This window comes from Micromonospora sp. ATLC20, assembly GCF_057196585.1.
Genome location: NZ_JBXUOV010000001.1, coordinates 71,640 through 97,727, shown reverse-complemented (window position 1 = coordinate 97,727; position 26,088 = coordinate 71,640). Strand labels below are relative to the sequence as shown.

At 68.1% G+C, this 26,088-nt stretch carries 16 protein-coding genes and 1 pseudogene; 10 read left to right on the top strand and 7 right to left on the bottom strand.

Annotated features, from left to right (window positions below; genetic code table 11):
- The first annotated feature begins 24 nt into the window (after positions 1-24).
- Positions 25-1,764 (top strand): PQQ-dependent sugar dehydrogenase, encoded by a 1,740-nt coding sequence (locus AC2CHG_RS00450; protein ID WP_484523915.1) that lies wholly within the window; start codon positions 25-27, stop codon positions 1,762-1,764.
- Between the two features lie 122 nt (positions 1,765-1,886).
- Here AC2CHG_RS00450 and AC2CHG_RS00445 read toward each other — a convergent pair whose 3' ends face one another.
- From AC2CHG_RS00445 to AC2CHG_RS00435, 3 genes are all read right to left on the bottom strand, one after another.
- Positions 1,887-2,018 (bottom strand): hypothetical protein, encoded by a 132-nt coding sequence (locus AC2CHG_RS00445; protein WP_269700997.1) that lies wholly within the window; start codon positions 2,016-2,018, stop codon positions 1,887-1,889.
- 321 nt (positions 2,019-2,339) lie between these two features.
- Positions 2,340-4,073 carry a hypothetical protein gene (locus AC2CHG_RS00440; RefSeq protein ID WP_194800741.1) on the bottom strand — a complete coding sequence of 578 codons (1,734 nt, stop codon included), beginning with the start codon at positions 4,071-4,073 and terminating at the stop codon, positions 2,340-2,342.
- A 368-nt stretch (positions 4,074-4,441) separates the two neighbouring features.
- Entirely contained in the window at positions 4,442-4,912 is a 471-nt protein-coding gene (locus AC2CHG_RS00435; RefSeq protein ID WP_194803503.1) for a DUF6326 family protein, read from the bottom strand.
- 274 nt (positions 4,913-5,186) lie between these two features.
- Here AC2CHG_RS00435 and AC2CHG_RS00430 point away from each other — a divergent pair, with 274 nt between their 5' ends.
- Together AC2CHG_RS00430 and AC2CHG_RS00425 are read left to right on the top strand one after the other, a co-directional pair.
- Positions 5,187-6,233, top strand: coding sequence for a sensor histidine kinase (locus tag AC2CHG_RS00430; RefSeq protein ID WP_484523914.1), 1,047 nt, complete (start codon positions 5,187-5,189; stop codon positions 6,231-6,233).
- On the top strand, positions 6,230-6,907 hold the full coding sequence (locus AC2CHG_RS00425) for a response regulator (RefSeq protein ID WP_484523913.1): 678 nt from the start codon (positions 6,230-6,232) through the stop codon (positions 6,905-6,907). The genes AC2CHG_RS00430 and AC2CHG_RS00425 overlap by 4 nt, the downstream gene beginning before the upstream one ends.
- 183 nt (positions 6,908-7,090) lie before the next feature.
- Here the strand turns inward: AC2CHG_RS00425 and AC2CHG_RS00420 are convergent, their stop codons facing one another.
- Positions 7,091-8,563, bottom strand: a complete 1,473-nt coding sequence (locus tag AC2CHG_RS00420; protein ID WP_051611166.1) for a helix-turn-helix transcriptional regulator — start codon at positions 8,561-8,563, stop codon at positions 7,091-7,093.
- A gap of 351 nt (positions 8,564-8,914) precedes the next feature.
- Here AC2CHG_RS00420 and AC2CHG_RS00415 point away from each other — a divergent pair, with 351 nt between their 5' ends.
- Positions 8,915-9,262: a hypothetical protein gene (locus tag AC2CHG_RS00415; RefSeq protein ID WP_091113588.1), complete on the top strand. Its 348-nt coding sequence runs from the start codon at positions 8,915-8,917 to the stop codon at positions 9,260-9,262.
- Positions 9,263-9,267: 5 nt separating this feature from the next.
- The gene (locus AC2CHG_RS00410) at positions 9,268-9,717 is read left to right on the top strand and encodes a hypothetical protein (RefSeq protein ID WP_124778772.1); all 450 of its coding nucleotides are present in this window, start codon (positions 9,268-9,270) and stop codon (positions 9,715-9,717) included.
- Between the two features lie 422 nt (positions 9,718-10,139).
- Here AC2CHG_RS00410 and AC2CHG_RS00405 read toward each other — a convergent pair whose 3' ends face one another.
- A complete protein-coding gene (locus AC2CHG_RS00405; RefSeq protein ID WP_047893052.1) occupies positions 10,140-13,631 on the bottom strand; it encodes a M28 family peptidase in 3,492 nt (1,163 codons plus the stop codon).
- A gap of 71 nt (positions 13,632-13,702) precedes the next feature.
- Here AC2CHG_RS00405 and AC2CHG_RS00400 point away from each other — a divergent pair.
- Positions 13,703-16,534, top strand: a pseudogene (locus tag AC2CHG_RS00400) (helix-turn-helix transcriptional regulator); the annotation flags it as partial.
- On the opposite strand, the gene AC2CHG_RS00395 reads toward AC2CHG_RS00400, so the two are convergent.
- Positions 16,520-16,639, bottom strand: coding sequence for an IS3 family transposase (locus AC2CHG_RS00395; protein ID WP_223201434.1), 120 nt, complete (start codon positions 16,637-16,639; stop codon positions 16,520-16,522). The pseudogene AC2CHG_RS00400 and the gene AC2CHG_RS00395 overlap by 15 nt on opposite strands.
- A gap of 512 nt (positions 16,640-17,151) precedes the next feature.
- Between AC2CHG_RS00395 and AC2CHG_RS00390 the strand changes: the two genes are divergently transcribed.
- Both AC2CHG_RS00390 and AC2CHG_RS00385 read left to right on the top strand, forming a co-directional pair.
- Positions 17,152-17,895 carry an 8-oxoguanine DNA glycosylase OGG fold protein gene (locus tag AC2CHG_RS00390; protein ID WP_043325497.1) on the top strand — a complete coding sequence of 248 codons (744 nt, stop codon included), beginning with the start codon at positions 17,152-17,154 and terminating at the stop codon, positions 17,893-17,895.
- 462 nt (positions 17,896-18,357) lie between these two features.
- Positions 18,358-18,513 (top strand): hypothetical protein, encoded by a 156-nt coding sequence (locus AC2CHG_RS00385; RefSeq protein WP_210868716.1) that lies wholly within the window; start codon positions 18,358-18,360, stop codon positions 18,511-18,513.
- A gap of 110 nt (positions 18,514-18,623) precedes the next feature.
- Here AC2CHG_RS00385 and AC2CHG_RS00380 read toward each other — a convergent pair whose 3' ends face one another.
- Positions 18,624-23,285, bottom strand: a complete 4,662-nt coding sequence (locus AC2CHG_RS00380; protein ID WP_140946510.1) for an NACHT domain-containing protein — start codon at positions 23,283-23,285, stop codon at positions 18,624-18,626.
- A 499-nt stretch (positions 23,286-23,784) separates the two neighbouring features.
- On the opposite strand from AC2CHG_RS00380, the gene AC2CHG_RS00375 reads away from it, so the two are divergent.
- Entirely contained in the window at positions 23,785-25,257 is a 1,473-nt protein-coding gene (locus AC2CHG_RS00375; protein WP_043325499.1) for a hypothetical protein, read from the top strand.
- Positions 25,254-26,036 carry a hypothetical protein gene (locus AC2CHG_RS00370; RefSeq protein ID WP_219996754.1) on the top strand — a complete coding sequence of 261 codons (783 nt, stop codon included), beginning with the start codon at positions 25,254-25,256 and terminating at the stop codon, positions 26,034-26,036. Before AC2CHG_RS00375 ends, AC2CHG_RS00370 begins: the two co-directional genes overlap by 4 nt.
- The last annotated feature ends 52 nt before the right edge of the window (positions 26,037-26,088 follow it).

Below are 26,088 nucleotides of genomic sequence, written 5' to 3'. Positions count from 1 at the left end.
AGAACCCCGGGAAGGAAAACACCCGTGCGGATCAATCCTCACCACTTCCGACACCGCGTCCCGCTCGCCCTGCTGGTCTGCGCCGGCGTCATCGTGACCGGCGTACCCGCCAACGCCGCGCCGGCCGCACCGGCGACCGGGAGCCGGCAGGTGGCCCAGCTCGCCGCCGACACCAGCCCGCCCACCCGGCCGACCGGCCTGCGCCGCACCCGGCTGACCTGCCAGTCCGTCACGCTCGCCTGGTACGCCTCCCGGGACAACGTCGGCGTCGCCTTCTACGACATCTACCACGACGGCCAGCTCGTCACCTCGGTCTCGGGACGGACGCTGACCGCCACGCTCAGCGTCGTGCAGGGTGTCACCTGGGGCTGGTACGTCAACGCCCGCGACGCCGCCGGCAACGTCTCGCAGGCCAGCTCCACGCTCTCGGTCACCCCGCCGTTCTGCCAGCAGGACACGTCGCCGCCCAGCACGCCGACCGACCTGGCCGCGACGGTGAACGGCACGGCCGTGACCCTCACCTGGTCGGCCTCCACCGACAACGTCGCGGTCACCGGCTACACGATCCTGCGCAACGGTACGGCGGTCGGCTCCACCACCGGCACCGCAGGCAACCCACCGGCGATCACGTTCACCGACACCGGGCTGACGCCCGACACCGACTACCGGTACACCGTGACCGCCCGGGACGCCCAGGGCAACGTCTCGGGGGCGAGCGCCGCGGTCACCGCGCACACCGGCTCGGGCTGCACGAGCCCGGTCTGCGGCGCCACGACGATCACCACTGAGAAGGACCTGCCCTGGGGCCTGGTGCAACTGCCCGACGGCACGGTCCTTTACGGCCGGCGCGACCTGTTCGACATCGTCGCCATGAACCCGGACGGCACCGACAAGCGCAGCATCGGCACCGTGCCGAACGTGGCAGGCACCAGCGGCGAGGGCGGCGTGCTCGGGCTGGCGGTCTCGGCCACCTTCACCACCGACCGCTGGCTGTACATCTACCACACCACCACGACCGACAACCGGATCGTGCGCATCCGCTACGACGGCACGCTGCAGACCGACACCCGGCAGGTGCTCGTCACCGGGATCCCGCGCAACAAGTACCACAACGGCGGCCGGCTGCGCTTCGGCCCCGACGGCAAGCTCTACGCCGCCACCGGCGACGGACAGGACCCGGACGTGGCCCAGGACACCAGCAACCTGGGCGGCAAGGTGCTGCGGCTCAACCCCGACGGCACCGTCCCGGCGGACAACCCCTTCGGCAACCACGTGTGGAGCTACGGCCACCGCAACCCGCAGGGACTCGCCTTCGACTCCCAGGGCCGGCTCTTCGAGCAGGAGTTCGGCAACAACGTCATGGACGAGACCAACATCATCGTCAAGGGGGGCAACTACGGCTGGCCCGCCTGTGAGGGCACCTCCGGCGACTGCGCCAACCCGAACTTCAGGGCCCCGATCCGGACGTACCCGGTGGCCGAGGCCTCGTGCAGCGGCATCGCGATCGTCCGGGACGTGCTCTACATCGCCTGCCTGCGCGGCAACCGGATGTACCGTGCGGAGATCAGCGGCAACACGCTCACCAACGTCCAGCAGTACTTCGTCGGGACGTACTTCCGGCTGCGTACCGTCGAACCGACCCTCGACGGCAACCTGTGGCTGACCACGAGCACCGGCGGGGACAAGGACAGCACCCCGAACAACAGCAACGAGAAGATCCTCAAGGTGACCCTCGGCGGGGCGGCGTCCGGCTCCACAAGCTGAGGGCGGGCCGGGAATCCGGCACCGCCAGCCGTCGGAGGGTGCCCGCGCGACGCGGGCACCCTCCGAGCGGTCCGGGCCAATACTGCAGCTGACCACCGCCGGAGTGTCGACGAGGTGGCAAGTCAGGTGACGCCGATGTTCAGGTAGAAGTGGCCGAGCTTGAGCGACAGAGAGGCGCCTCCGAAGTGGTGGATGACCAGGGCCAACAGGATGACGATCAAGATGCAGACGACGAGCCAGATCAGGGACCACACGAACCTTGGGATCCCGTAGCGACCGACGCGAGCCATTAGGCTCGCCCCCTCGGCGTTGGCGCTGCAGCAGGCGCCGCCACGCATGGCCTTGTCGGCTGTTGATAACTGCGCCCGACGCTAGCGGACGTCTCCATACCCCCTCCTTCATCGAGGTGTCCGCGAAACTTCCCTACCGAGGCTCGCGTCAAACTGGGGGCGGAGCAGCTGACCATCGGCCCGGCCGGGACCTGCCAGATCCGGTAACCGGCTGGCAGCCGCCGACCGGACACCCCTGGCTTGGCATCCCGCGCGTGGGCGAGGTCTCACGCCGAACGGGCGGCGCTACGCCTGAGGGGTCCAAGTCTGATACGGCCAGGTGCCGGCGGCACGAGCCCGGTCCACCAGCTCGGGCGCCCGGGTGGTGACCTCGATGGCGAGCTGTCCTGCATACCCGGCCATCGCTTCCGGGTACGTCCGCAAGGCAACCAGCAGTCGCCCAACTGCGCTGAGACGTTCGACGGCGATTCGCCAGTCCTGACGGTCGACGGCGAGGGCGGCGGTGAGCAGCAGTGTGTTCGCATACTCCCAGGCTGCGCGCTGGTCCAGCACGGCCAGCTCATGACGGATAGCGTAGGCATGTTCGGCCAAGGGCGCCGCGGTCGCTGTCTGCTGGCGTTCGAGCATCGCGGCGGCGAGATTGTGCAGGGCCGTGCCGAGGATTCGACGCAACCTTGGGTAGGCCGCGTCCGCGTCCGCGCAGCGGTCGATGACCTCGGACAGCAGCATGATCTGGTCTTCGTCACGTCCGGTGGCTTCCGCGACCACGGCGGCGTCGACCATGTGAGTGACCGCGTCGGCCAGCGCCTCCCGCTCGGTGGCAGTCCCGCGTAGCAGGCCCTCGTGCCGCCGGACGGCAACGACCACGGACAGCCAGGCAAGGTCCCAGGCGTCGTCGCAGTGGCCGATCCGGTGCCGGAGCATCGCCCGCTGGTAGAGGGCCGCGGACCAGAGGCGCCGGACGTCCCGCCGGGCCGGGTCCGACGTCGCCCCGTCGTACAGGCTCAACTCGTCGGCGAGCTCGGCGAGGACGCGGTCGGCCTCAATGATCTGATCTGCGTCGGCCAGAGAGATCCCTTGATCGAGCCGGGAGGCACAATCGGCGATCACCGACGGGTCAGCGGGCGGGCGGTTGCCGGGTGCACGGCCGGTCACCCGCGACTCCGCCGCCAGCCGAGCCGCGAACCCGCCGGCGGTAACGCCGGATGGTGCGGGCTGGGCCAGCAGGTCCAGGTAGGAGCGGCGGATCCGCCATGCGCCCGAGTCGGGCACCACGAGGTTTGCCGGCGCGGCTTGTCGCAGCTGCGCCAGCGACGCCTCGATCCGCTCTAGTCGCTTCTGCGCTCCGGAACCCTGGAACATCTGTTCCACTGAGTACTGTTCGGTCAGCGCCACCCGCATCAGGTCCGGCCGCCCCAGACTGCTGGCGACCCGCGCGAAGATTCCAAGGGCATCCGCCAGGTCGATCACGGCGGCCGCCTCGCCCGTGTCGCGGGCGAGCCCACGCTGCAGGTCGACCATCTCTGCGGCCAACGGTCCCAGGACGGAGGGGTCCGTCCCGAGTCTCAGGGTGACCAGCCCAGTCAGTGCTGCGGTCCGAGCGCGGCAGGCGTCGAGGCCGTCGGCGGGCCGGGGCGCGACCAACCGCCACACCCGTTCGACGACATCGCGCCCGCGATCGACGAGCCCGATGCCGGCCAGGATCTGGCCCGCCTGCACGGTGCGGACCACGGCATCGGCATGCCAGTCCGGATCGGAGAGCAGATCGCCGGCGAGCGCGATGACCTCCTCGGCCTGTCCCCGCAGCTCAGTGACGTCACCGCCATCGGCGAGCCGTTCCTGAGAGAGGTTCAGAGTGGCGCGGCCCAGAGCGTGCAGCAGACGCCCCGGATCGCCCAGACCACGGGCAGCGGCAACCGCCTGCTCAACGGCCGCCCGGGTGTCCGGGCCGAGACCGGCCCGCGCGGTGATCTCGTCGGCGGCGCTGAGCAGGCGGTCGACCTCGGCAGGTTCGCTCATCACACCTCCAGTGCTGGACGACGAGTTGCCGTGACCAGCTGCGTGCCCGCACTGAGCACCGCGAGCAGCAGTCGACCGATCATGAAACCCGAGGCACCGCCCGCCCCGGCGAGGCAAACCCCGCGCAACGGCGGCGAGCCAGCACGTCGCGATCCGCGCTCATCCACCAGTGACGTGATACGCCGTGAGGGCATGTCGCACTTCTACCAGGAGCCAGAGGAAAGAAGAAGAAGGTCAATGCGGTCTCGCGGATGCCATGAAGTTCTGCGAAGACGCAGATATAACGACATTCGACGCAACCGGCTGCTCGCGGTCACTGCTGCCGGAGCAGCTGCAACCGACCCCGCAGACGGGGCGTGCATCGAGCGTCACAGCGGGGCCTGGGCGAGGTCTCGGCGGGCTCGAACGGCCCGGGGCCAGGTCCATGCGGTGCGCAGGATGAAGGCCAGGAGCAGCAGCTCGAGCCCGATGGAGAAGCCGTAGAAGTAGAGGTAGCTCCAGGACTCGCCGGCCGCGTTGTACACCGTGACGGGGATGTAGAGCGTTGCCACGACGAGGTTGGTGGCGCGGTTGACGCGGGCGGGGAGTGTCGCGGAGAGCAGGATCATGAGGATCGGGACGGCCATGAGTGTGAGCGCGAGGGCGACGAAGGTTGGGCCGGTGTCGAACTCGTGCACCGTGCCGGCCAGGATGTCGTCGATGAAGCCGGGCTTGTACAGGGCGAGGTAGTCGACGTAGATGTAGAGGAACATGAAGCTGGCCCAGGCCGCGGCAAGCTTCGCCTGGACCGGGATGTGCGCCTCCCGGAGCGCACCGGCTGATCTGTCGGTTCTGGTCATCACGTCTCCTGTTTGCTGGCGTCAGCCGGGTCGGCTCACTCGATGTCTCAACACTGACCAGCGTTGGCAGGCGCCACATCCGCTTGCGGGCTCGGGCTGTCCTGGTCCCAGGCGCGGGACACTCGCCGTACTTTCGGCTGATCCGCCCGAGGGGCGGCCCCCTTACGTTCTGCGGAAAGGGGGAAGCATGCTTGCTGGGATCTGGGCTGAGCCTCGCCCCACAGGTGCGCCGGTGCGGGTGTGGCGGGACTGGGCGCTGTCCTCGGCTCTTGTCGTGATCTCGGTCGTCGAGGTGCTGCTGCGCGACCACAGGGCATGGGCGCTGCTGCTGGTCGGTGTCAGCGTCGTGGTCGCGGCGTGCCTGCTGTATCGACGCACGCGACCGCTGGCCGCAGTAGCCGTTGCCTTCGGAACCGTTCTCGCCTTCGACATCGCGAGGATCGCGGTAATCGACGCCACCGGCCTGCTGGGCATCGCAGGGCTGCTCGTGTTGCCCTACGCCCTGCTGCGCTGGGGGGCAGGGCGCGAGGCTGCCTTCGGACTCGGCATCATCCTCGTCTGGCTGCCCGTCACCCTCGTCGCGGAGCAGACCTCACCCGCGGAGAGGGTCGCCGGTTACGGCTTCTTCCTGTGCTCGGCCGCGCTCGGAGCGGCAGTGCGCTACCGCACCAGGAGCCACGACCGCGACGTCGAGCAGGTCCGGCTCCATCAGCGCAACGAACTCGCCCGCGAGCTGCACGACACGGTCGGCCATCACGTCTCGGCCATCGCCGTCCAGGCACAGGCAGGTCGCGCGCTGGCCGCCGCAGATCCGGAGCGCGCGCTGGCCACCCTGGTCACCATCGAGGAGGAGGCGTCCCGGACGCTCAGGGAGATGCGAGCCCTCGTGGGCGTGCTGCGCGACGGTACGGACGCCGATCTCGCCCCTCGGCGAGGGGTGGCGGACATCGAACGACTCGCTCGTCCCGGCGGCGAGGTGCTGGGCGTCCGCGTGCAGGTCTCCGGTGACGTCGAGGCCGTTGAGCCGGCAGTCGGCACCGCCCTCTACCTGATCGCCGCCGAGGCGGTCACCAACGCGACCCGCCACGCCCGCGGCGCCACCGGAGTCACCGTCGACGTCACCGCATCCCGCGACCAGGTGCACCTGCGGGTGCACGATGACGGCGAGGCGACCACGACCAGCTCCCCGCACGCCGGCTACGGGCTGCGCGGCATGGCCGAGCGGGCGAGCCTGCTCGGCGGCACCCTCCGGGCGGGACCTGCCCCGGACGGCGGCTGGAGCGTCGACGCCTCGCTGCCTCGGACAGCGCTGACGTCATGACCATCCGCGTGCTTGTCGCTGACGACCAGGACATCGTCAGAGCAGGGCTCTGCATGATCCTGAACGCCCAACCGGGCATCGCCGTCGTCGGCGACGCCGCCGACGGCCGCCGGGCGATCTCCATGGCCCGTGCGCTGCGTCCCCATGTGTGCCTGCTGGACATCCGCATGCCCGAGGTCGACGGAATCGAAGCCACCCGCCAGCTCGCCGGGGCCGACGTCGCCGACCCTCTGGCCGTCGTCGTCATCACCACCTTCGACCTCGACGAGTACGTCTACGGGGCGCTCAAGGCGGGCGCCCGAGGCTTCCTCCTCAAGGACGCCGGCGCCGAGATGCTCGCCCAGGCCGTCCATGCCGCCGCCCGAGGTGACGCCCTCATCGCACCGAACATCACCGCGAGGCTCCTGTCCTCCTTCGCGAACAGCCGCCCGCGCTCGGTGCCACCTGAACCTGTCGAGCCGCTGACCGCTCGCGAGGAACAGGTCCTGCTGGCTGCCGCTCGCGGCCGGACCAACAGCGAGATCGGCGATGAGCTGTCCATCAGCCTCAGCACCGTCAAGACCCACATCGCCGCCCTGATGCGCAAGCTCAACGCCCGCAACCGCGTCGAGATCGTGATGTGGGCCTACGTGGCAGGACGCTCGGTTCGTCAGGATGCCGCTGCCGGTAGCTGACGGGCCTGCCCGTAACGGCGGCCAGCCGATCGTTGGGAAGCCAGGTGTGCGCGGTTTCGGTCGCGATGACGTACACATCCCAGCCGTCGCGCCGCACCGCCTCGACCAGCTCGACGATGCGGCGGGCCGGTGGCGCGGCACAGACCACCAGGTAGAGCAGACGGGCATTCGCGGATCCGGACGTCACGCGGCGATTCCGGCGCGTTCGGCGAGTGCCCGCAGGCCGGGGGTGACGGCGCGCCGCTCACGGGTGAGCAGGTCGCCGATCAGATGGCGCGTCCGGCCGTGCACGTGCACCGTCTGCGGCGCGATGCGTTCGGCTTCGAGCAGGTGCAGCACGGCTGCGGGATCGTTGCCGGGCGAGCAGGCGTAGGCGGCGGCGAGGTCGAGGTGGACCCGGGCGCGGCGGCTCACCAGGGCCGCCGGCAGCGACGAGGTGTCGAGCTGTTCTCCAAGGTGGATCGCCAGCTGAGGCTGGTCCGTTCGGGCGGCGATGCTGATGCGGTGGATCATCACGTTCGTCGGACCGAACCCGGTCCACAGGTCGTTACGATCGGCGCCGAGCCGCCGGGCCAGGGCGTTCGCGTCGTCGAGGTGCCGCTCGACAGCGGCGGGCTGGGCCTGCCGGGCGGCGATCAGCGCCGCGAGCAGAGTCAACGCCCCGTGGGCCGACAGGACACGCGGACCCGTCGACGCGGAGTCCCTCGTGTCCGTCACACCATCGAGAGCGGCCAGCACCACCTCCTCGGCATCGCCGACGCGGTCCGGCATCGCCAGCAGCGCAGTACCCACCGAGAACGCCGCCGCAGCGACGAGCGCAACATCCTCGGCCTGCTCGGCGGCGACACGAGCGGCACGGTCCGCCGCCACCCAGGCAAGGCTGGGATCGCCGAGTTTCACGGTGAGTTTGGCGGCGGCGAGATTCGCCGCCGCCAGCGACCCGACGGCCAGGGCGCGCTGCGTGCCGGTGCAGGTCCGGGTCAACAGGTTCGCCTGCTCGAACGTGTCGGGCAACGCCCGGACCGCCTCGGCATAGTTGCCACGCTGGTAAAGGCTATGGAGATGGGCCACCCGCTGACGGACCTCCGAAAGCGTGAGAGGCTCGACCGGCTGTTTCGGTGCGGCAGGTGCGAGCAGGTGCCGGCGCAGCTCGGCCAGCAGTCGCGACCTGGCATCGTGGTCGGCTTCCTCGCCACGGCCTGCTACCGCGTTGACGACTGAGACCTGCCCGGTTCGTGTGGTGCGGCCCGCCTCCGGGCGCTCGCCGTGGAACCGGTCCGGCGGGCGTCGATTGTCGCCGACTTCGCCGTACCTTTCGCCTGTGGCCTCGCCGGCTGCCATCACCGCCTCGGGTACCGCTCCCCACCGCGCCCGCTGTGCCGCCTCGGCCTGCTGTGCCTGGAACCGGGACTGGAGGTGTCGGTAGGCGTCGTAGGCGGCGAGTAGCTCGCCCTGGGCGTCCAGCAGGGTGTCGCACTGCAGCCAGAAGATCCGGTCCACGACCTGCCGGCCCCGCTCGACCATTCCCAGGGTGCTGCGCGTCGTGTGCACCTGGCGTGCGAGGGCTTCCTGAATGAGTCCCCTCGACCTACGCAGGGCGGCGAGCTTACGGCCGAGATCGTCCCTGGCCTGTTGAAGATCCTGGCGATCAATCATGGGCTCGCCTTTCCGTTCGCATCGACCTGCGTCGAGCCGACTGTTGCGGCGCCCCGACGCACGGCGATTCGACGTTAGCGGATCGCACGCGACCTGGGCGTGGAGCTGGTGCGAATGGCGTGCTGGCCTGGCAGAGAGGGCGCCTGTGTCGAAAAAACCGGCGGGGGGAGCGGGGTTGGCACCTCGAACGTCAGCCACGATCACGGCGGAACACACTTCAGCCATCCCCACTCCCGGCCCAACGGGCACGGCAACCTCAGCCTGCCGCCGTCACCGACAGACACCCCGGACACGATGTGCGAGTTCGGTGGGCATCGGCCCTCTTCGACGAGCGCGGAAGAGCGTTCGGTGATGCCCATAAAGGGCGCGCGGCGCCAGCCCTGCCGCAAGGGCTTTCGGCGGTTCAGTAGCCCCACCGGTGCCGGACGCGGGTTTCGCGTACCGGGATTTCGGGGTGGGGACTTCGGGTTCGTCGCCTACGCCGACACCGACACCGCCCAGGACGTCCTGGTCCGCGTTGTCGGTGGCGACACCGACCCGGGAGCCCAGACCGCCCCCCTCGCACGCGCCCGCGAGTTGTGGTGGCTCTCCCGCGCCGTACGGGCCAAGTACACCGCCATCTCCCGCGCCGTGCCGCTGCTGCTCGCCGGGTACGCCGGCGCCGCCACCACCGCAGCCCTGGCGATCTGGGCCCGGTGACCACGATGACCGCGACCACCACCCTCGTCGTGCAGGACCCCGTCGACGCCTACGAACTGTTCGCCCACGCCCGCACCGTGCTCAGGCTGCCCCTGGACGGCCGATGGCACCTGGTCGACCACGGCCGCGTCCACATGCTGCAAACCCTGCCCGGACAGGGCGCACCGGCCCTGGCCAGCGTGCACCTCCCCGTCGACGGCAGCCGGCACCCCGGCGAGCCCCACGCCGGCATCCCCGGCGGCTACGCCCTGCTCGCCTTCACCACCGACGGCGGCGACACCAACAGGACCCAGCGCCGGCACCGCGACCTCGCCGGCCAGGCTAGTGCGTGGCTGACCCACCGACGGCTTCGCTGGACCTGGTCACACGCCGACGGGCCCTTCACGACCAACCACGCCGATCTTGCGACCAGGGGCCAAATAGTTGATCTTTTTGGGGGTCTGCGCGGTCCCTGATCGCTACCACGGTGGTTGACCGCTGTGAGTCGATCTCCTCTGAGCATCGGCGAGCTGGTCGAGCACTGGACCCTTGTCCCTGCTGAGCTGGACCTGGTTGCGTCCAAGCATGGCGAGATACGGCCGGGTTCGCGCTGTTGCGGAGGTTCTACGACCGGTACGGCCGCTTCCCGCGAGGTTGGGCAGATCTGCGCCCGGAGGCGATGGACTTCGCCTCTCGCCAGGTCAAGGCGGAGCCGGGTTACTTGGCGTTCTACGGAGACCAGGGCCAGCGGATCCATCACACCCCCAATCGGCTAGATCAACCCGACAACGCACCCAGAATCCAATCCACGGATTCAGGCTAAGGTCCGGTCCGGCAGCGGAACAGGGGCGCAGGACCTGCGGCAGGGTGGGGCGAGCGCCCCACCCTGCCGTTGAACTCAGCCGATCTGCAGGGTCACGTCGTCCAGCACGAAGCTGGTCTGCAGGTAGGCGTCCTCGGTGCCGGTGAAGGTCAGCGTGACCGTCTGGCCGGCGTACGCGCCGAGGTTGACGGTGCGCTGCGTGTAGCCCGTGGCAGCGTTCATGTTGGACAGCGACGCCACGGTGGTGCCGTTGGCCTTGATCGTGAACACGTCGTAGGCGAGCGCCCCGTACTCGTTCGTGTCGATGTGCAGCCAGTAGGTCAGTACCGCACTGGTGCAGCCCGACGGGATGGTGACGGTCTGGCTGATGGCCTCGGTCGCGGTGTAGCCGTATCCGCCGAGCCACGCGTACCGGGTGCCGCTGCGCGGCACCTGCCCGATAGAGGTGCCGATCGCGCCGGTGGAGCCGGTCCACGGCGAGGTGCCGCTTTCGAACCCGCCGTTGAGGATCAGCTGGGCGGCGGTGCAGCCGCCCGGTCCGCCGGTCACGGTCAGCGTGTACGTGGTGCTGTGCGACACCGACCCCGTGCCGGTGATGGTGATGGTGTAGGTGCCGCCGGCCACCGACGAGCCGACCGCGATGGTGGCGGTCGACGAGCTGCCGGAGGTGACCGACGACGGGCTGAACGAGACCGTTACGCCCGTGGGGGCGCCGCTGGCGGTCAGGGTCACCGTCTGGGCGCTGCCCGAGGTGGTGGCGGTGCCGACGGTGGTCGTGGTGCTGGACCCCGCGTTCACGGTGCCCGACGAGGGGCTGGCCGAGATCGAGAAGTCGTTGGTCGGCGTCGAGGTGCCGACCGCCCGGTTCCACAGCGTGTAGGCGATGCCGTCGGCAGCCCGGTTCAGCGCGGTGGCGTCGATGTTGCTGAGGGTGTCGCACGAGGAGTGGTAGCAGGAGTCGTAGGACTGACCGGCCGTGCCGCCCCACTTCGACGCCTGGGCCGACGTCTTGGTGGCGCTGGCGCCCATCGCGTAACCGGAGGTCGGGATGCCCGCGTTCTGGAACGAGTAGTCGTCGGAACGGCCCTGGCCCTCGACGTTCTCCTCCGGCTGCAGGCTGAGGGAGTCCCAGTACGCCTTCATCGGCTGCGACGCGGTCGAGGTGATGTTGTTGATGAAGTAGCCGCCGTTCTTCGACGCGATCATGTCGAAGTTGTAGTAGGCCTTGATCGCCGTTCGCTGGGTACTGGTCAGCGAGTTGACGTAGAACTTGGAGCCGTTGAGGCCCTGTTCCTCGTCGGTCCACCAGCCGAAGCGGACCTTGTTCAGCATGGTCGGGTTCTGCGCGGCCAGCGCGAGGGCGACCTCGAGCAGCGCCGCCGAGCCGGAGCCGTTGTCGTTGATGCCCGGACCGACCGAGACGCCGTCCAGGTGGGCGCCGAACATGTAGACGTTGCTCGCGTTACCGCCCGGCCACTCGGCGATCAGGTTCGGGCCTGCACCGCTGGTGCAGCCGGAGGTGCAGGGCTGCTCGGTGACGGTGAAGCCGGCGGCCTGCAGCTTGCCCTTGACGTACGCCACCGACTGCAGGTAGCCCTGGCCGGTCGAGCGGCGGGTGCCGCCGTTGTTGGTGGCGATGGTGCTGAGCTGTGTCAGGTGCGCCTGCACGTTGGCGACGTCGATGTCCGGCGCGGTGCCACCGGGGGTGCCGCCGTTGACCGTGAGCGTGTACTGCGCGGTGTGGGTGATCGAACCGGTGCCGGTCACGGTGATGGTGTACGTGCCCGCAGCCGCACTGGAGGTGGTCGCCACCGTCATCGTGGAGCTGTTGCCCGACGTCACCGACGTCGGGCTGAACGACACGGTGACCCCCGACGGGGCACCCGAGGAGGTCAGCGACACGGTCTGCGCGCTGCCGGAGACGGTCGCGGTGTTGACCGTCGCGGTGACCGAGGAGCCCGCGTTGACGCTGCCCGAGGTGGGGCTGACCGAGACGGAGAAGTCGGTGCTGGAACCGGTGCAGGTCGGGTCGCCGGTCTGGGCCGGGACCGCGACCGCGTTCCACGCGTCCTTGGTCCGGTTGAACAGGACGCACGAGGAGTCCAGGTTCTTCGCGGCGGTCAGGGTCGCGGTGCGGTACTTCTTGTGGGTCATGCCGGAGGTCTTCAGCAGCATGCCGCCGTAGAAGATCTTTCCGGCGGACTGGATGCCCACGCCGGTGACCGACGACGGGCCGCCCGAGCAGATGGGGCTGTTCGGCTTGCCGCCGCCCGGCGCGCTGCCCTCGGCGAGCAGGTAGAACCAGTGGTTGAGCGGACCTGCGGCCGCGTGTACCTCCGTGTTCGGGATCGACGAGGAGTAGCAGTTCGGGTGGCCGCCGACCAGCGAGGGGTTGTACATGTTGCGGATCGGGCCGTCGCCGACGAGGTCGATCTCCTCACCGACCAGGTAGTCGGGTTCGTCGTAGGCGCTGGACTGGTTGGCGTATGCCTCGGTCAGGGCGCCGAAGATGTCGCCGGTGGCTTCGCCGAGGCCGGCTTCGGAGCTGGTGCCGCCGGGGGTGTTCTGGTCCATGCCGTGGCCGAACTCGTGACCCACCACATCCATCGAGGAGATCCAGTTGCCTGCCGAGTTCTTGCCGATCGTGATCGTCGAGCCGTCCCAGTAGGCGTTCTGCTCGTTCAGGCCGACCTTGATCGGCCAGCTGCCGCCGTTGCCGTTGTGCCCGTTGCGGCCCAGCCAGGCCGACAGCATGTCCCATTCCTTCTGCGCCGAGTACAGTGCGTCGACGCAGCCGGTCTCCTTGCTTGTGCCCACTCCGTTGCCCCAGCTGTCGTCGGCGCCGGAGAAGACGGTGCTGGTGCTGTAGTCCTGGCAGTTCAGGCCGGTGCGCGTGGTGTCGCGCAGGTAGTACGTGCTGCCCGACTGCGACGTGGTGATCGACAGTGGGCTGGGCCCGTTCCACTTGCCGGTGCCGGAACCGGCCGCGGCGTCCTCCTGCTTGGCCAGCACCTGGCCGTTGCGCGCGTCCACGAAGACATGCAGGTGGCTGGGCGCCGAGGCGGTGCGCCCGGCGACGACGACCTCCCACGCGAGTCGCGCGGTGCTGTCCTTGACGTGCACCACGAGGGTGCGCGACTCGACCTGGTCGACCTTGGTGAGCAGGCCCTTGGCGGTCTGCTCGGCGCGGTCGGCGGCGACCGTCGGCACGACGGAGACGTTGATCTTCGTCTTGGTGGCGGCCGAGATCGCCCGGATGGCGCCCCGGCCGTCGGCGAGTACGGCGGCGTCGCCGCCGACCACCGGCAGGCCCCGGTAGGTGCGCTCGTAGGCAATGGAGAACAGGCCGTCCACCCACGGGATCACCATGCGACGGTCGTACTGCTCGAAGGGGCCTTTCGCCAGCGCGTCGTGACCGCCGTCGGCAGCGCGGTCGGCTGCAGAGATCGCCAGCGACAGCGGGCTCTGCGCAACCGTGGGTGTAGGGGGCGGGGTGGCTGCGGTCGACTGGGTGGCCACCCCGGTCACGGTGCCCAGGGTAAGCGCAACCGCGACAGCGGCCGCCATGGCAGTTCTTCGATACATCGCAATCCTCCCGCCGAGATGGGTTGAGGGGTGTGGCAGCAGGGCCCGTGTTGATGGGATCTCCGGCAACCGGTGACAGCTCGGCTTTGGCGATGACACTAGGAACGGCGGAGGCTGGCCGAAATCAGGGCAACCCCTTGCTCTGGTGCGCGAAGGACCGTCGGGCGCACTATGATCCGGTGCCAGATTCTGCGACGGCAGTGAATGCGCATCAGGGGGCCACCGGCACCATGCTGCCGGTGGTACCGGGCGTCGTGCGCGGCGCCCGTCGGGTGGTGCTGTTCGGTCCGCCCGGGATCGGCAAGACCGCTGCGGCCGGTGTACTCGGGCAGCAGCTGGGCATGCCTGTCCTAAGGCTGGCTCCGAGCCCACAGGACGCCCAGGTCCCCTACACCGGACTGCTCGAACTCGCACTGGCCCTCCAACCGCTGCCGGCCGCGCGGGAACTCGCGACCGGAATCGACAAGGCCGTCGGAGTGCCGGGCTCTGCCGATCCCGCCGGGACCGCTCTACGGCTGCGCCGGTTGACCGCCACCCTGCTGCTGGACACCCCGCCTCTGACACTGGTGGTGGACAACGCCCAGTGGCTGGATACGGCCAGCGCGGCCGTCTTGCGTTGGGCACTGCGCCTGGCTCCCGACCTTCCCGTCATAGCCGCAGAGCGAATCTGGCGCCCGGGGAGCGAAGGCCACTGGTGCGGCGAGGACCCCTGTGCGGTACGCATCCCGGCGCTGACACCCGATCAGGTCGCAACCCTGCTGTCGCCGTACCGGCTAACCCCCTACGAGGTCACGCAGACCCACATCCGCAGCGGAGGGAACCCGGCCCTAGCCCTCGCATTCGCCGGGGCCCGCAGCCGCGCCACCGACCTGCCGGCCGCTCAGGGTCTCGTAGACGACCTGGTCCTGCCGCCGGCCGCCCGCCGACTGGTGAACGAATGGCTGGGCACTGTGTCGGCCGAAGTTCAGGAACTGTTGACGGTCGCCGCACTCGACGACCGGCCCGACCGCGAACTGCTGAGCCGCCTCGCCGGCCCGCCCGCCGAAAACCTTCTCGCAGAGGCCGAGGCAGCCGGACTGATCAACATCGGGCAGGTCGACGGGAAGATCCGGTTCGCCGCCGCCGCGATCGGTGCCGAACTCGCGGCCCGACCGCCGGTCGCCACACGCAGGCTCCTGCACGCCCGCCTGGCCGAAGCCAGCCGCGACAGCATCCGCCGCGACCGTCACACCACGCTGGCGGCCGACACCAACGACCCGCAGTCGGCCGACTGCGCCGACCGCGCCGCCGCCCGCGCCCGGCTGCGCGGAGAACCCGCACTAGCGGCCGAGCTCTCCCTGCTCGCCGCCGAACGTACCCCGGAGACCGACGCCGACCTGCTCACCGAACGGGCGCTGACCGCCGTACGCGACGCCGCCCACAACGGCGACCTGCCCCGCGGCCAGGCTGCCGTCCGCCTCGTCCTGAACCACGACAGCAGCCCCGCCAACCGCGTCAACGCCCTCATCGCCCTGATCGACTCAGGCGGACAGCACCTGTACAACGGCGACAAGCTGTTCGCCGACGCACTTCACGAAGCGGCCGGACATCCGGACCTGACCGCGCAGATCCTCGTCCGCCAGGCGATCTGGGCCAACGTCAACGGCGATCCCGACCGGGCGTGCGCCCAGGCTGCCCGGGCCGCCAGCCTCGCCCGGAGCGCTGGCGACACCGCCACCACCGCCATGGCCCTCACGATGCAGGCCCGCATCCAACGCATCCTCGGCCGCCCCCAAGCCGAGACCACGCTCGGCCACGCCCTGTCCCTGCCACGCAGCACTCACATCCCCGTCAACGCCAGGCCCGAACAGCTCTCCGCCCGGCACGCCATCTTCGACGACCGTCTGGACGAAGCCCGCAGCGCACTGCTGCCTCTGCTCGTCGAAGCCGAGCGGACCGGAGACGCCGAAGCCACCGTGGATGTCCTGCGCAGCCTCGCCGAAGTCGAGATCCGCGCCGGACGGTGCGGACTGGCCCTCGACTACGCCGGCCGCGCCCTGTCGCTTACCGACAGAGCCGCCTTGGACCCCGCACCAACGTGCTACACCTCCGCCCTGGTCGAGGGCACCGCCTCGTGCACCGACTCCGCCCTCGCTCACGCACGCCGCGGGGCGGACACCTCCCGCCGGGAGGACAACAAAGTCTTCCTCTCCCGAAACCTCTTCGTCCTCGGACATCTTCTCCTGGTCACCGGGCGTCCGAAAGAAGCCCTGGAGGCGCTGGAAGAGGTCCGTACGCTTGAGAAGCGCCAGCAGGTCCGCGACCCGTCCGTCCTGCGCTGGCACGCCGACCTCGCCCAAGCCCTCATCTCCCTCGGCTACCTCGACCAAGCCCGCAAACTGCTGACCGATACCCGTCGCACCGCGACTGATCTAGATAGAAGCTGCGTCCTCCCCGTGCTCGACCGCTCCCAGGCACTCCTGGAAGCCACCCTGGGCAACTACGATGCGGCCGCCGACCTCCTCACCGCAGCAGCCGACCACCTCCGCCACCTGCCCATCGAACACGGTCGAACCCTCCTGGCCCTCAGCCACACCGAACGACGCGGACGCCGACGCGCCAGCGCCCGCACCGCGGCGCAGAGCGCCGCCGACCTCTTCAGCACGCACCAGGCACACCCCTGGATCGAAGCCGCCACCCGCACCCTCCACCAACTGGAGCCCGTCCCCGCGCACAGCAGTACGCTCCCCTGCCTCACCTCCGCCGAACAGCGCTGCGTCGAGCTCGCCGCCAGCGGAGCGACCAACCGCGACATCGCCACCGCCCTCACCATCAGTGTCAAAACAGTCGAAGCAAACCTCACCCGCGTCTACCGGAAGCTCGGCATCCACTCACGCGTCCAACTCGCGCACCTTGCAGCCCTGACGGCAGCGCCGGCAGAAGCCCTGCAGCCCGGCCTGGCGCATCAGCCTGGCAACGCGTTTGCGCCCACTTCCGACTCCGGTGCCCAGGCGTAACTCGGCGTGCGGCGTAAAGGAGCGGGTTGGGCGAGGATCGCACGTGCTTCCCCGGACAGCATCCTCGCTACGTCAAGTCGCAAAATGCCGTGACGAGGATTTAGAATCGAGAAAGTTGACACAAAAAGCAACAGAGGCGGCCGGTTTGCTACTGTAACCGCCAGCAACGGAGCGCAGCAGCTATCCAATGCGACCAACAAACAGAGGTAATGAACGGCTGAATCGCAGGCAGTCGGCCTACCGACATGCATAGATGACGGTCTTAGGAAACCGGTGCTCTGTTGGCCGTCCTCAGGAGCACGCCGAGCGCGGCGCGGCCCCGGCGAGCGGACGGACGACTGGCCCCATACCTCGCGGCCAACGCCTTACGGCCCGAGTGGAGAAGTCCGAGTACCGTGGTATAAGAGTCCTTCTAGTTCGGCGTCCTGGGCCGGGCTTACGCAGCATGGGTCGTTTCCGGTCGATGCCCGCCGGTACAGTCTGCCCACACCGGGCAGGAGACGACGATGGGGCTCAGAGACCGACTTGGCGTCGACGCGTTCTGGACCCCTGGTGAGGTTCTCACACACGGGTTCGACTTTCGTCCACGCTGGTGGCAGCAACGCGTCCCCGCCGAAGGGTGGACGGCATGGCTATCCGACCTGCCCGAGGCCAACAGGGGTCGGCAGTACCGACATATCACGCGTAGCGACCTCCTCACCGCAGCGAATGGCGGTCCAGACGACGTCGGGCGACTGCTGGTCGGCAGCTACGCCTGGGGCACCGGCGACCGAGCATTCCTCGTCGGTCGTCGAGCTCAGGTCTTCACTAAGAACACGACTGAGTCCACCACGGCCAAGCTCGTTAAGGCTTTGACCGTCCTTCGTGATCAGGGACCGGCGAAGGCGTACGAGATGCTGGCCCTGGGCGGCGAGCAGAAGCTTCCCTACCTCGGGCCCTCGTTCTACACCAAGCTGCTGTACTTCGCGGATGCCCGGCCCGACGCACAACCTGGTCGCGCGCTGATCCTCGACCAGTTCGTTGCCATAGCTTTGAAGGAAGTCGAACACTGGGACATTACGGAACGCGGCCCTTGGGGCCCAGATCAATACCAGCGGTGGCTCGAATTCGCCCACAACCATGCCAGAACTGAGTCCACTAACCAAGCGGCCGTGCGCCCGGATGCTATCGAGGCGGCGATGTTCAGAAAAGGCTGGGCAATCTACCAGGCGCGTATAGCTGCCGCCCGCGCCGCGCGCCGGCAACCGTGACTCCTGACGCCATCATCGTCGCTCTGCCGGATCAGCATGGCGGGCCCCAATCTTGGCGCCAGCAGCAGTTCGTCGCGAAGGATGAGCATAGAGTCGCGGTTGTCGCCGCCCCACAGAGCTGAAGCCCACAGCCGAGCAGCTGACGGAACGACCAGCATCGTGGTAATCAACATAGTGACAGGGTCACCTCGACCAGTTCTCTCGCCTAGCAGCATCCGCAACCCCGAGAAGCTTCTCCTCGGCCGATTCGACCGGCGCGGCCGGCTGCCGGCACACCGGCCGCACGCATCCGCTGGCCACGCCGCAGCGCCAGCAGCTGGCGAGACTGCTTTCCCCGCCACGTCCGACCGAGCGCCGTGTTGTCATCCACACACCCCTGGCCCGATCCGTTACCCGGCTGCCTGGTCGGGCCAGTTCGAGCGGCCTGAGCGGCTGAACTACGCGCAGGTCGAGGCGACCGTGGTGGCTGAGATTCAGGTGGACACGGCGTACGAGCACCACCGGTGGCGCCACCGGGTGCGGTACGCGCGGCCCAGGCCGGATCTGTCGGTGTACGACGTGCCGCTGATCCTCGACGAAGCCGAAGACCGCTTCGCCGGCTACGCGCGCAGTGCCTGACCGGCCTCATCCCACTTGCCAATACACACCGGCGCCGCAACCCACCGATCAACCAGCAGGACGGGCAGGCGGCGGCGCCCTGCGGTACGAATCAACTAATGGAAATCGAGTCAGGTGCCGTCACTATTGCGGTGAGGTCTAGGTATTGTCAGCAGGAATGGTACGGTGAGCGCGTCCAATCGGGTGATGCTGGCCGCCTGCGTTTCGAGGCTCGCGAGAAGGGCATGCTCGCTGAGTTGCGCGACGCGCCTCCTGCGGTAGTCACCCTTGTAGGTCCATTGTTCGAGCGGATACCAGCCCACGAGATAGATGCCAGTTCGTGTGCCGGCTTCCGGAAGGTAGCGCTGGGCTAGTTGCTGCTGCTGAGCGCTCAGCAACTCTCTATTCCAAGGTCCCTTCACCTCGATGACGACAACGATGCGGTCCGGCGTTGGTCCTTTCACCGGATCGTCGCGCATTGTCGCCTCGATCTGGATGTCAGTGCGGTCTCCAGCACCGTAGGCGTCAGTTGGGCGGACTAGGACTTCGCGGTTGACAGCTAATCCGCGCCGCTCGAGCCTCTTGGTGAGTTCGTGTGAGATGTACGCCGAGAGTGCAGGTTCGGGTTTCGGGAGCCAGGCTTCCTTCAGTTGGTATGACTTGGGCAGAACGCGTGCGGGTAAGCGGTCCCACAACAATTCTCCGTGCGTCGGCAGATCGTTGCCGATGGCTTCGAGGACCTCCACAAGCAGATCGGCCAATTCGCGTTCGGACCGAACAAGTCGCCGGTTGGCGTCCTCAAACAACGCTGCCAGTTCGACGGGGGTCGGTGGGGACCAGGCCGAAGCGAATAGGTTGGTCCGAGCCCGAAGAATATGAGAGGTTATGATGACGCGGCTGGGGTACTCGTCGCGAAGCTTTGTGAGCGCGCGCAAGGCTTGCTCGCTGCCGCGGCTGCTGATGCTCTGAAGGACGCGATCCCGCCACTCCCGAGTTTGTTCCTCGGGGCCAACGAAGTGTACTCCTTCGATGGGGACGTCATCTTCGGGCGGAAATAGTCCCGAAAGCCACCGATAAAGCTCCGCCAGTTGTTCTTCCTCTAGGTCAGCGAGAAAGTCGCTGTAGCTGGCGCCGAGGCACAGAGCTACGTCCCGACCTAGGGCAGCATCTTTGCCTACGGCCGATAGCACGGTGGCGAGGTACTGGTGAGAATCCACGGTGAGCAGCGCTCTGGCTGCTCGCGCCGCGAGCTGCCGTTGCCATCCGCTTGAGACATCTGCCTCCAGCGCATGGTGTGCGGTGTCGACTGCTCGCTGGTCCTGTGCTTGTAAGAGAGCGACGAGCATCTCCTCCCACCGTTGCAGGGCATGCGTTCGACTCTCGTCCGTCGTAAGCGAAAGCGCGGCCTGGTCCGCCTTCCGGCCGTTGGGCGGCTCGTCGGGTGCCGGGTGAGGGGCTTGCTGACCCGCGGCGTCGCTTGGTCCGTCGTCTCCTCTCGTTCGGGTGATAGCGTCAGCAAGTTCGGTGAGTAGTGCCGCAAACGTGTCGGCCAGTTCAACGTGCCATGCCGGGTCTACAAGTTCCGTCTCAGATGCCAGATGTCCCTGCATCAGTTCCCCACGCACATAAGCGTCGACCGCCGCTGCGAGCTGTGACGCCGAGTGCTCGACGGCTCGCGACAGGAGTCTCAACTTGATTTCCCTATCACCGGCGTTGCTGGGCACGGTGTGGAACCAAATCAGCGCCCCTGCCCAGGACGACCAGGCTGCGTTCGGCACTTCCGAAAGGCGGTCTTTCCTTTCGAGGAGTGCCAGCGCCAGATACCCGGCCCATCCACGCTTGTCGTATCGGTTGGTGCCGAGCCATTCGTCCGAGTGGTCGTGCTCGTTGGCGATGAAATGGACCGCTGCTTCGATCAGCACGTCCACCCCGCTCCCATCGAGTGCGGCTAGACCGGGGAAGTCTAGGATGTCGTCATCGAGACGGAGTGTCCCCTCGCCACTGTTGGGATCGGCCTGAAGCTGCCAGGCCAGGCGCCAAAAGGCGTCGACATTGCCGGCTGCGGCATCGGCAAGCAGTTGGTTGAGCTTTGCGACAAATTCCTCTCGCTCGACTGACGGCAAACCATCATCTACTCGATCCCGCCTCCTGCCGTGGGCCTGTCGCCACAGATTCGCGAGGTCGCTGTCAAGCGGGACGGGCTCAAACCACCATTTGACGTGTGGCCAGACTGGATGGTCCGGGTTCGAGTAGGCAAGTTCGCCCGATGCGGCATCGGATAGGTCGAAGAGGTAGCCAGCCACCTGTGCAAGCGCTTCCGCAAGAATTCTGTTGCCGACACCTAGTGCCTCGGACGCCCGCTCGTATGCCCATGGAAAGTCGGCACCCGTTAGAAGGTAGCCACGGTTGGCTCGACGCAGCCCGTCAGGAAGAACGGGTTTTCGGACGCGCCAGGAGCGGTCTCTCGTGCCCCAGCCGTCAGCAATCGCCCAGATCTTGGCGCGATCGAACGTATCGGTGGTCGCCGCTAACTCGACCAACGAGTGCGCGAGGGCATGACGGAGGTCGCGGAAGCGTGGTGGCTCTCGGCCATCCTCGTCCTCAGCATCTACCGCTGTGGGTAACGGTGGATGGTCGAACCGCTCAAGTCGCGGTCGCAAGATCAGAGCAACCTCGCGCGCTCGGCTTAAGGCACCGTCACCGGATAATGCCCGCTCTACGATCCCGTCAATGAGTTCAATGTCCAACCGGCCGACCGGACGTTCGTCAGGAGGCTCTTCGTCGCTTCCTTGTACATCCGCCGTCGAGGATCGCAGTTCGGAGGGGCTGCGACCGTTGTGGAGCTGCCCGATAGCCCACTCGAGTACGGCAGGCAGGTCCTCTTCCGACAGCTCTGATGCGAAGCGCATCTCAAAGCCCAGGTAGGAGCCGACGAGGTTGCGGTTTCGCCGAGGTCGAAGGTGTTGGAGCACGTCCTCAACAGAGATGTAAGCGGGCCACAGCATGTCTAGCAGTGCCCCCCGTAGCTCGTCGTCTGGATCGACCCGTGAGGCGTAGCTGGCGTCCACGAGGCTGCTGGCAACCTGCGCCAGTTGCGGCGCGGCATCTGTGGGACTCGTCTCAAACGCTGTCATAGCCGCCAGAAGACGTAGGTGACTACTCCATCCGTCCTTCGCCGCCAAGTCGAGCAGCGGGCCGACCAGTTCCGGGACCCCCGCCTCTCGGGCTAGACGGACCGCCAACCGCAGCCGCGCAAGTGAGGGCCAGTCCTGGGGCTCGCGATCGCCTGCCTCGTTCAGGACTGTAAGTAGCTGAGCGCCGAGTCCGGGATGTTTAAGGCGGCGAGGTGCGCGGGCCCATGGGACATCCCCCAGCTCGACCTCGCCGGCACGGCGTAGCAACGCATCAACGACCAGCGACCGGACCTCCGGTGAGTCGACAATCGAGCTGTGCGCCACCAGGCTTTCCGGATCCGCGTCCGCCAGCCACTGGGCATGGCTCGGGTCGAGAGTGACTAGCCAGGCTGCCGCTTCGCGTAGCTGAATCGGCACGCTCCGGCTGTCATCGCTGCCGGCAACCAGGAACAACCGCTGCAATTGAATTACCGGAACGGCCCGGCCTATGAGATGTCGTGCGGTGAGGAATCCGGCAAAGGAGCCGTGACGGAAGGCCAGCCTGTTGCGGCCGCGGCCGGTGAAGAGCGCAGTCGCCAGCGTTGCTGAAACGGCCCTCTTCGTGACGACAAAGGCTGCGTTGTCGACGCTCTCCTGCCCCCCAGCGATGGACTCAGCGTTAAGGTCCTGTTCGCCGGACTCCAGCACCGCTCCGCGCCATATGGTTCGCCGATTGGACAGAAGCAAGCGCGCGGCGATCCGTTCGGCGATAGCAAGCCGCTGATCCAGGGTTGACTCGTCGTCCTGGGTGCGCCGCTCATCGTCGTGCTCGCTAAGCAGTTGAGTAACTCCAAGCGCGAACAGCTCCGTCGGCCGGGCATTCAGATGACCGGTCCGTCGGTAAGTGCGAATCAAGAGCCCGAGCGTCAACGGAACGCTTGCCAGGACTCCCGCGCCGGCAGCGACTGCCGACGCCACCAGCGACTCACCGTCGATCTGATCAGCGCTAGCCGCCAGCCGAACCGCTTCCTGCCTCGTCAATGGCGCTAGGTCGGCCACGATGCATGGGCCAAAGTGTGATGTCAAAACGTTTGTCAGGTCTGGCGGGTAGTCGGCGGTTCGGCAACCGAAGATGAAGCGGGCACGAGACGTGTCACGACCTCTGAGCGCGAGCCGTAGCCTGGCTGCAAGATGCCGAACCAGTGGACTTTCGTCGATCTGGTCGATGACGACGATCAAGTCGGCAGCGGTGCGCCCGGTGGTCAGCCCGACCACGGGCGTGTCGCCACCCGACATCAGGTGGCGCTCGGGAAGACGGCGCAGATGACGGCCTAGCAGCTCATCGAACGTTGCATCCGATAGGTCAGCCGCATCCACCTCGACGATAGGAGAAGGCGAGAGAGCGGTGGGCTGCTGATTCCAGTTGCGCACGAGAGCCGCAAACTCAGTCGTTTTGCCCACGCCGGGCTCACCTAGCAAGACGAGGGACCCTGCTCTTGCCGCGGTTTCCGTTGCGACCAGGGCCCCAGGCACCAACTCCACTACGGGCCCGTTTTGAACGGCGGACGGATCGAGGAAGCCGTCACCGTCGAGAGGGAACGGCAGCTCGTCCTCCACCGTGCCCGATCGGATGCGGCACAACCGTTTGACCGTGGTTGTGAAGATCCCGTTCTCTTCCATGTCTCCACACCCGCCAACTCAGATCTCGACCACCCGGCGTGGACGGCCGTCGAAGCGTAGCGCTTCGTTCCGACAACGAGGCCGTCAGCGGGCCGGGAGGCGGGGGACGGGGATATAGCCGCCTGCGATGACAGCAACGTGCCGCTGGTGGTAGACGACCAACAGCCGTTCGTCGACACGGTTACGGTTCCGCCAGGCGCACCTTTGGCCAGATCGGGCTGCCACCCGCCCGGAGCGTCTTCGCCGCTGAGGTCGCCCGAGTGTTGGGGCGACCCCTGCCCCTGTACGGCGCAGGCATCAGCGTTCGCGGCGAGCCCCCATCGAAGGTTTTGCGGGTGGCCGGACCACTGTCGCGAGCGCTGGCCGGAATGCCGTTGTTTCTGATCAATACCGGTCGAGAACAGACGAAAGCCGCACTAAAAAAGAGCAGGAAAGGGGACAGCTCGCGCTCAAGTGTTGCCTTATCATTCATCTTCACGGGGAGGGCGCGGGGGTTCACATGGGGGAATACGGGGACAGCGACGTCGTCCCCGACGACGGGCTCATCCGCCGGCTGAAGGCGCTAGCCTGCACGGCACCGCTGAATGATCTCGATTCCCGCAAGTCGCACCTGGAGTGGGTCGACGGCTCGATCTACCAGATGGCCGAAATCGGATTGCACGTCATCGACCAGGTCACCATCGCCATGGATTTCGACGCGGGCGCTGACGCCGAACAGATCATCGCCCGCACGGTCCCGCTCGTGGCGATGCAGGGTCCCGCCCGTACCAACGAGGAACACGGCCGGGTTGCCCGGTGGGTGCTTGACAGCTTGATCAACGTCGGCACCGTCGACAGGGGATTCCAGCGCGTGTATGGCGAGGTGGACGACGTGGGCGTCTACGTCCGTCGCCGGTTCGACTTCAAGCTCCTCGTCGAGCTATCCGGCGCGGGCGGCGAGATCTACCTGAGGGCCACCGACGAAGCGATCAACGTGCTCGTCGGCGCGCTCGACACCGACATTGAGTCCGCCCAAGTCGCCGCCGAGGTGAAGCTCGACAACCTGATCAGGCGGGGCCGGCTGGCCGACGCGAAGCTCGCCGCCGAGCAGGCCCGCTACCGCACCGTCCAGCTCGGCGAGACACTGCGCACCATGCTGGAGGCGACCCGGCGCGACGTGCGGGCGGTGGACTGGGACGAGGCCGCCCCCGCGCTGCTCGACTCTGCGCTCGACCACGTCCAAGACCGGTTCACCAACGAGAACGTGATCCTGCGACACATTGCCGACGCCCGCGACGAGGCGACCGACCCCCGGCACAAGCGCCAGGCTGCCGACCTGGTCGCCATCGTCGAGGACTGCATGCGCCGGCACAGCCAGCTGCTGATGCGGCTGCAACGGGCCCGGGCGCTGTTTCGCGCGGAGCAGGACCGACAGCTGTTCGCCGATCCGCCGCGCCGGGAGGCCGCCGACCTACACGGCCAGCTCCTGCGCCCGATCATGGACCTCCCGGCCGCCGACGCCCTCGACCCCCTCGAGTCGTACTTCCGCTCGTCGGCGGGCCTCGCCCGGCCGCCCGTCGTGACGCTGAGCTCGCTGGTCGACCTCCTGCTGCGGGTGCCGCCCGAGCCGGGCGACCTCGGCCGGGAACTACCCGAGCCGGAGTTGGTCCCGGTGACAAGCACGGACCGGTTCTCCGACGAGCACTGGCAGATGGCGGGCCTCCTGCTCGACCTGCAAGAAAACACGCGGCCGCTGTCCGAGCTGCTCGTAGAGGCCGCCGAGCTCGACGAGGACCTCCCCGCGCTGGTCAGCCTGCTCGCAACGCACGCCTACGCGCCCGAGCTCGGCTCGGCGATGCGGCGCGGACAGCTGCACGTCCTGCTGGCTCTGCCGGCCGGCGGCCCGCTCCCGCCGGCCGGGGTGGGCGGTGTCAACGGCGACGACCTTCTACTCAGTACGGTCGCGCTGCTCGACGATGAGGCATCACGGTGATTGACGACGTCACTGCCGCAGCCTCGCTGGTCGCGTTCGGCCTCCGCCCGAAAACGCTGCCCGGTCGTGAGCCCGCCTACCGGAGCCTGGTAACCCGGCACCGGGACGACGACGCGTTCGCCGCCCTGGTGACCGCGGTCGCCGAAGGGCTGGGCCTGCGGGTGCTCGACGTCGACGCCGAGTCGGGCATCGTGCTGTCGGCGCTGCACGGCTCGGTCTTCGAACTCCGGCTCGACCAGTACGCCCGGCAGACCCGGACGGGCGAGCGCCGCGACGTCGAGAAGGTGCTGCACGGCGTCATTTTCCTCGCCGCCGCGGCTTTGGCCTTCCCCCGCCCAGCCGACCTTGCCAACGACCAGTACACCGGCCGTGTCTCGGTTGCCGAGGTCGACACGATGGCCCGCGAGGTCGCTCGTGTCCTGCGCGAACGCGCGAACGGGACCGACCCAGAGGCCGACGCGCCCCGGCTCGAACGGGTATGGCGCGCGTATGCCCGTCGGCCAGAAAGTCAGTCCACCAAGGACGGCCGGGTCGCCCCGGACAGCACCCGGGGCATGGTCGCCCGAGCGCTGCGCTATCTCGCCGACCAAGGGCTGCTCGTGCCAGTTCCGGGTGACATCGACGGCCTGTACCGCACCACCCGCCGCTTCCTGATCCAGGTCCGGGAACTGGCCGTGGAGCGCACCATGGACGAGCTGCTAAGAATCGGCGTCGTCCCGGTCTTTAAACCCGGCGGATCGCTGCGCGCGATGTCCGGCGGCGCGGAAGGCGAGGGCTGACCGATGTACGAGCTGTCCGGGTACGCCTCTACTCGGTCGGCCCGGAGCCGGC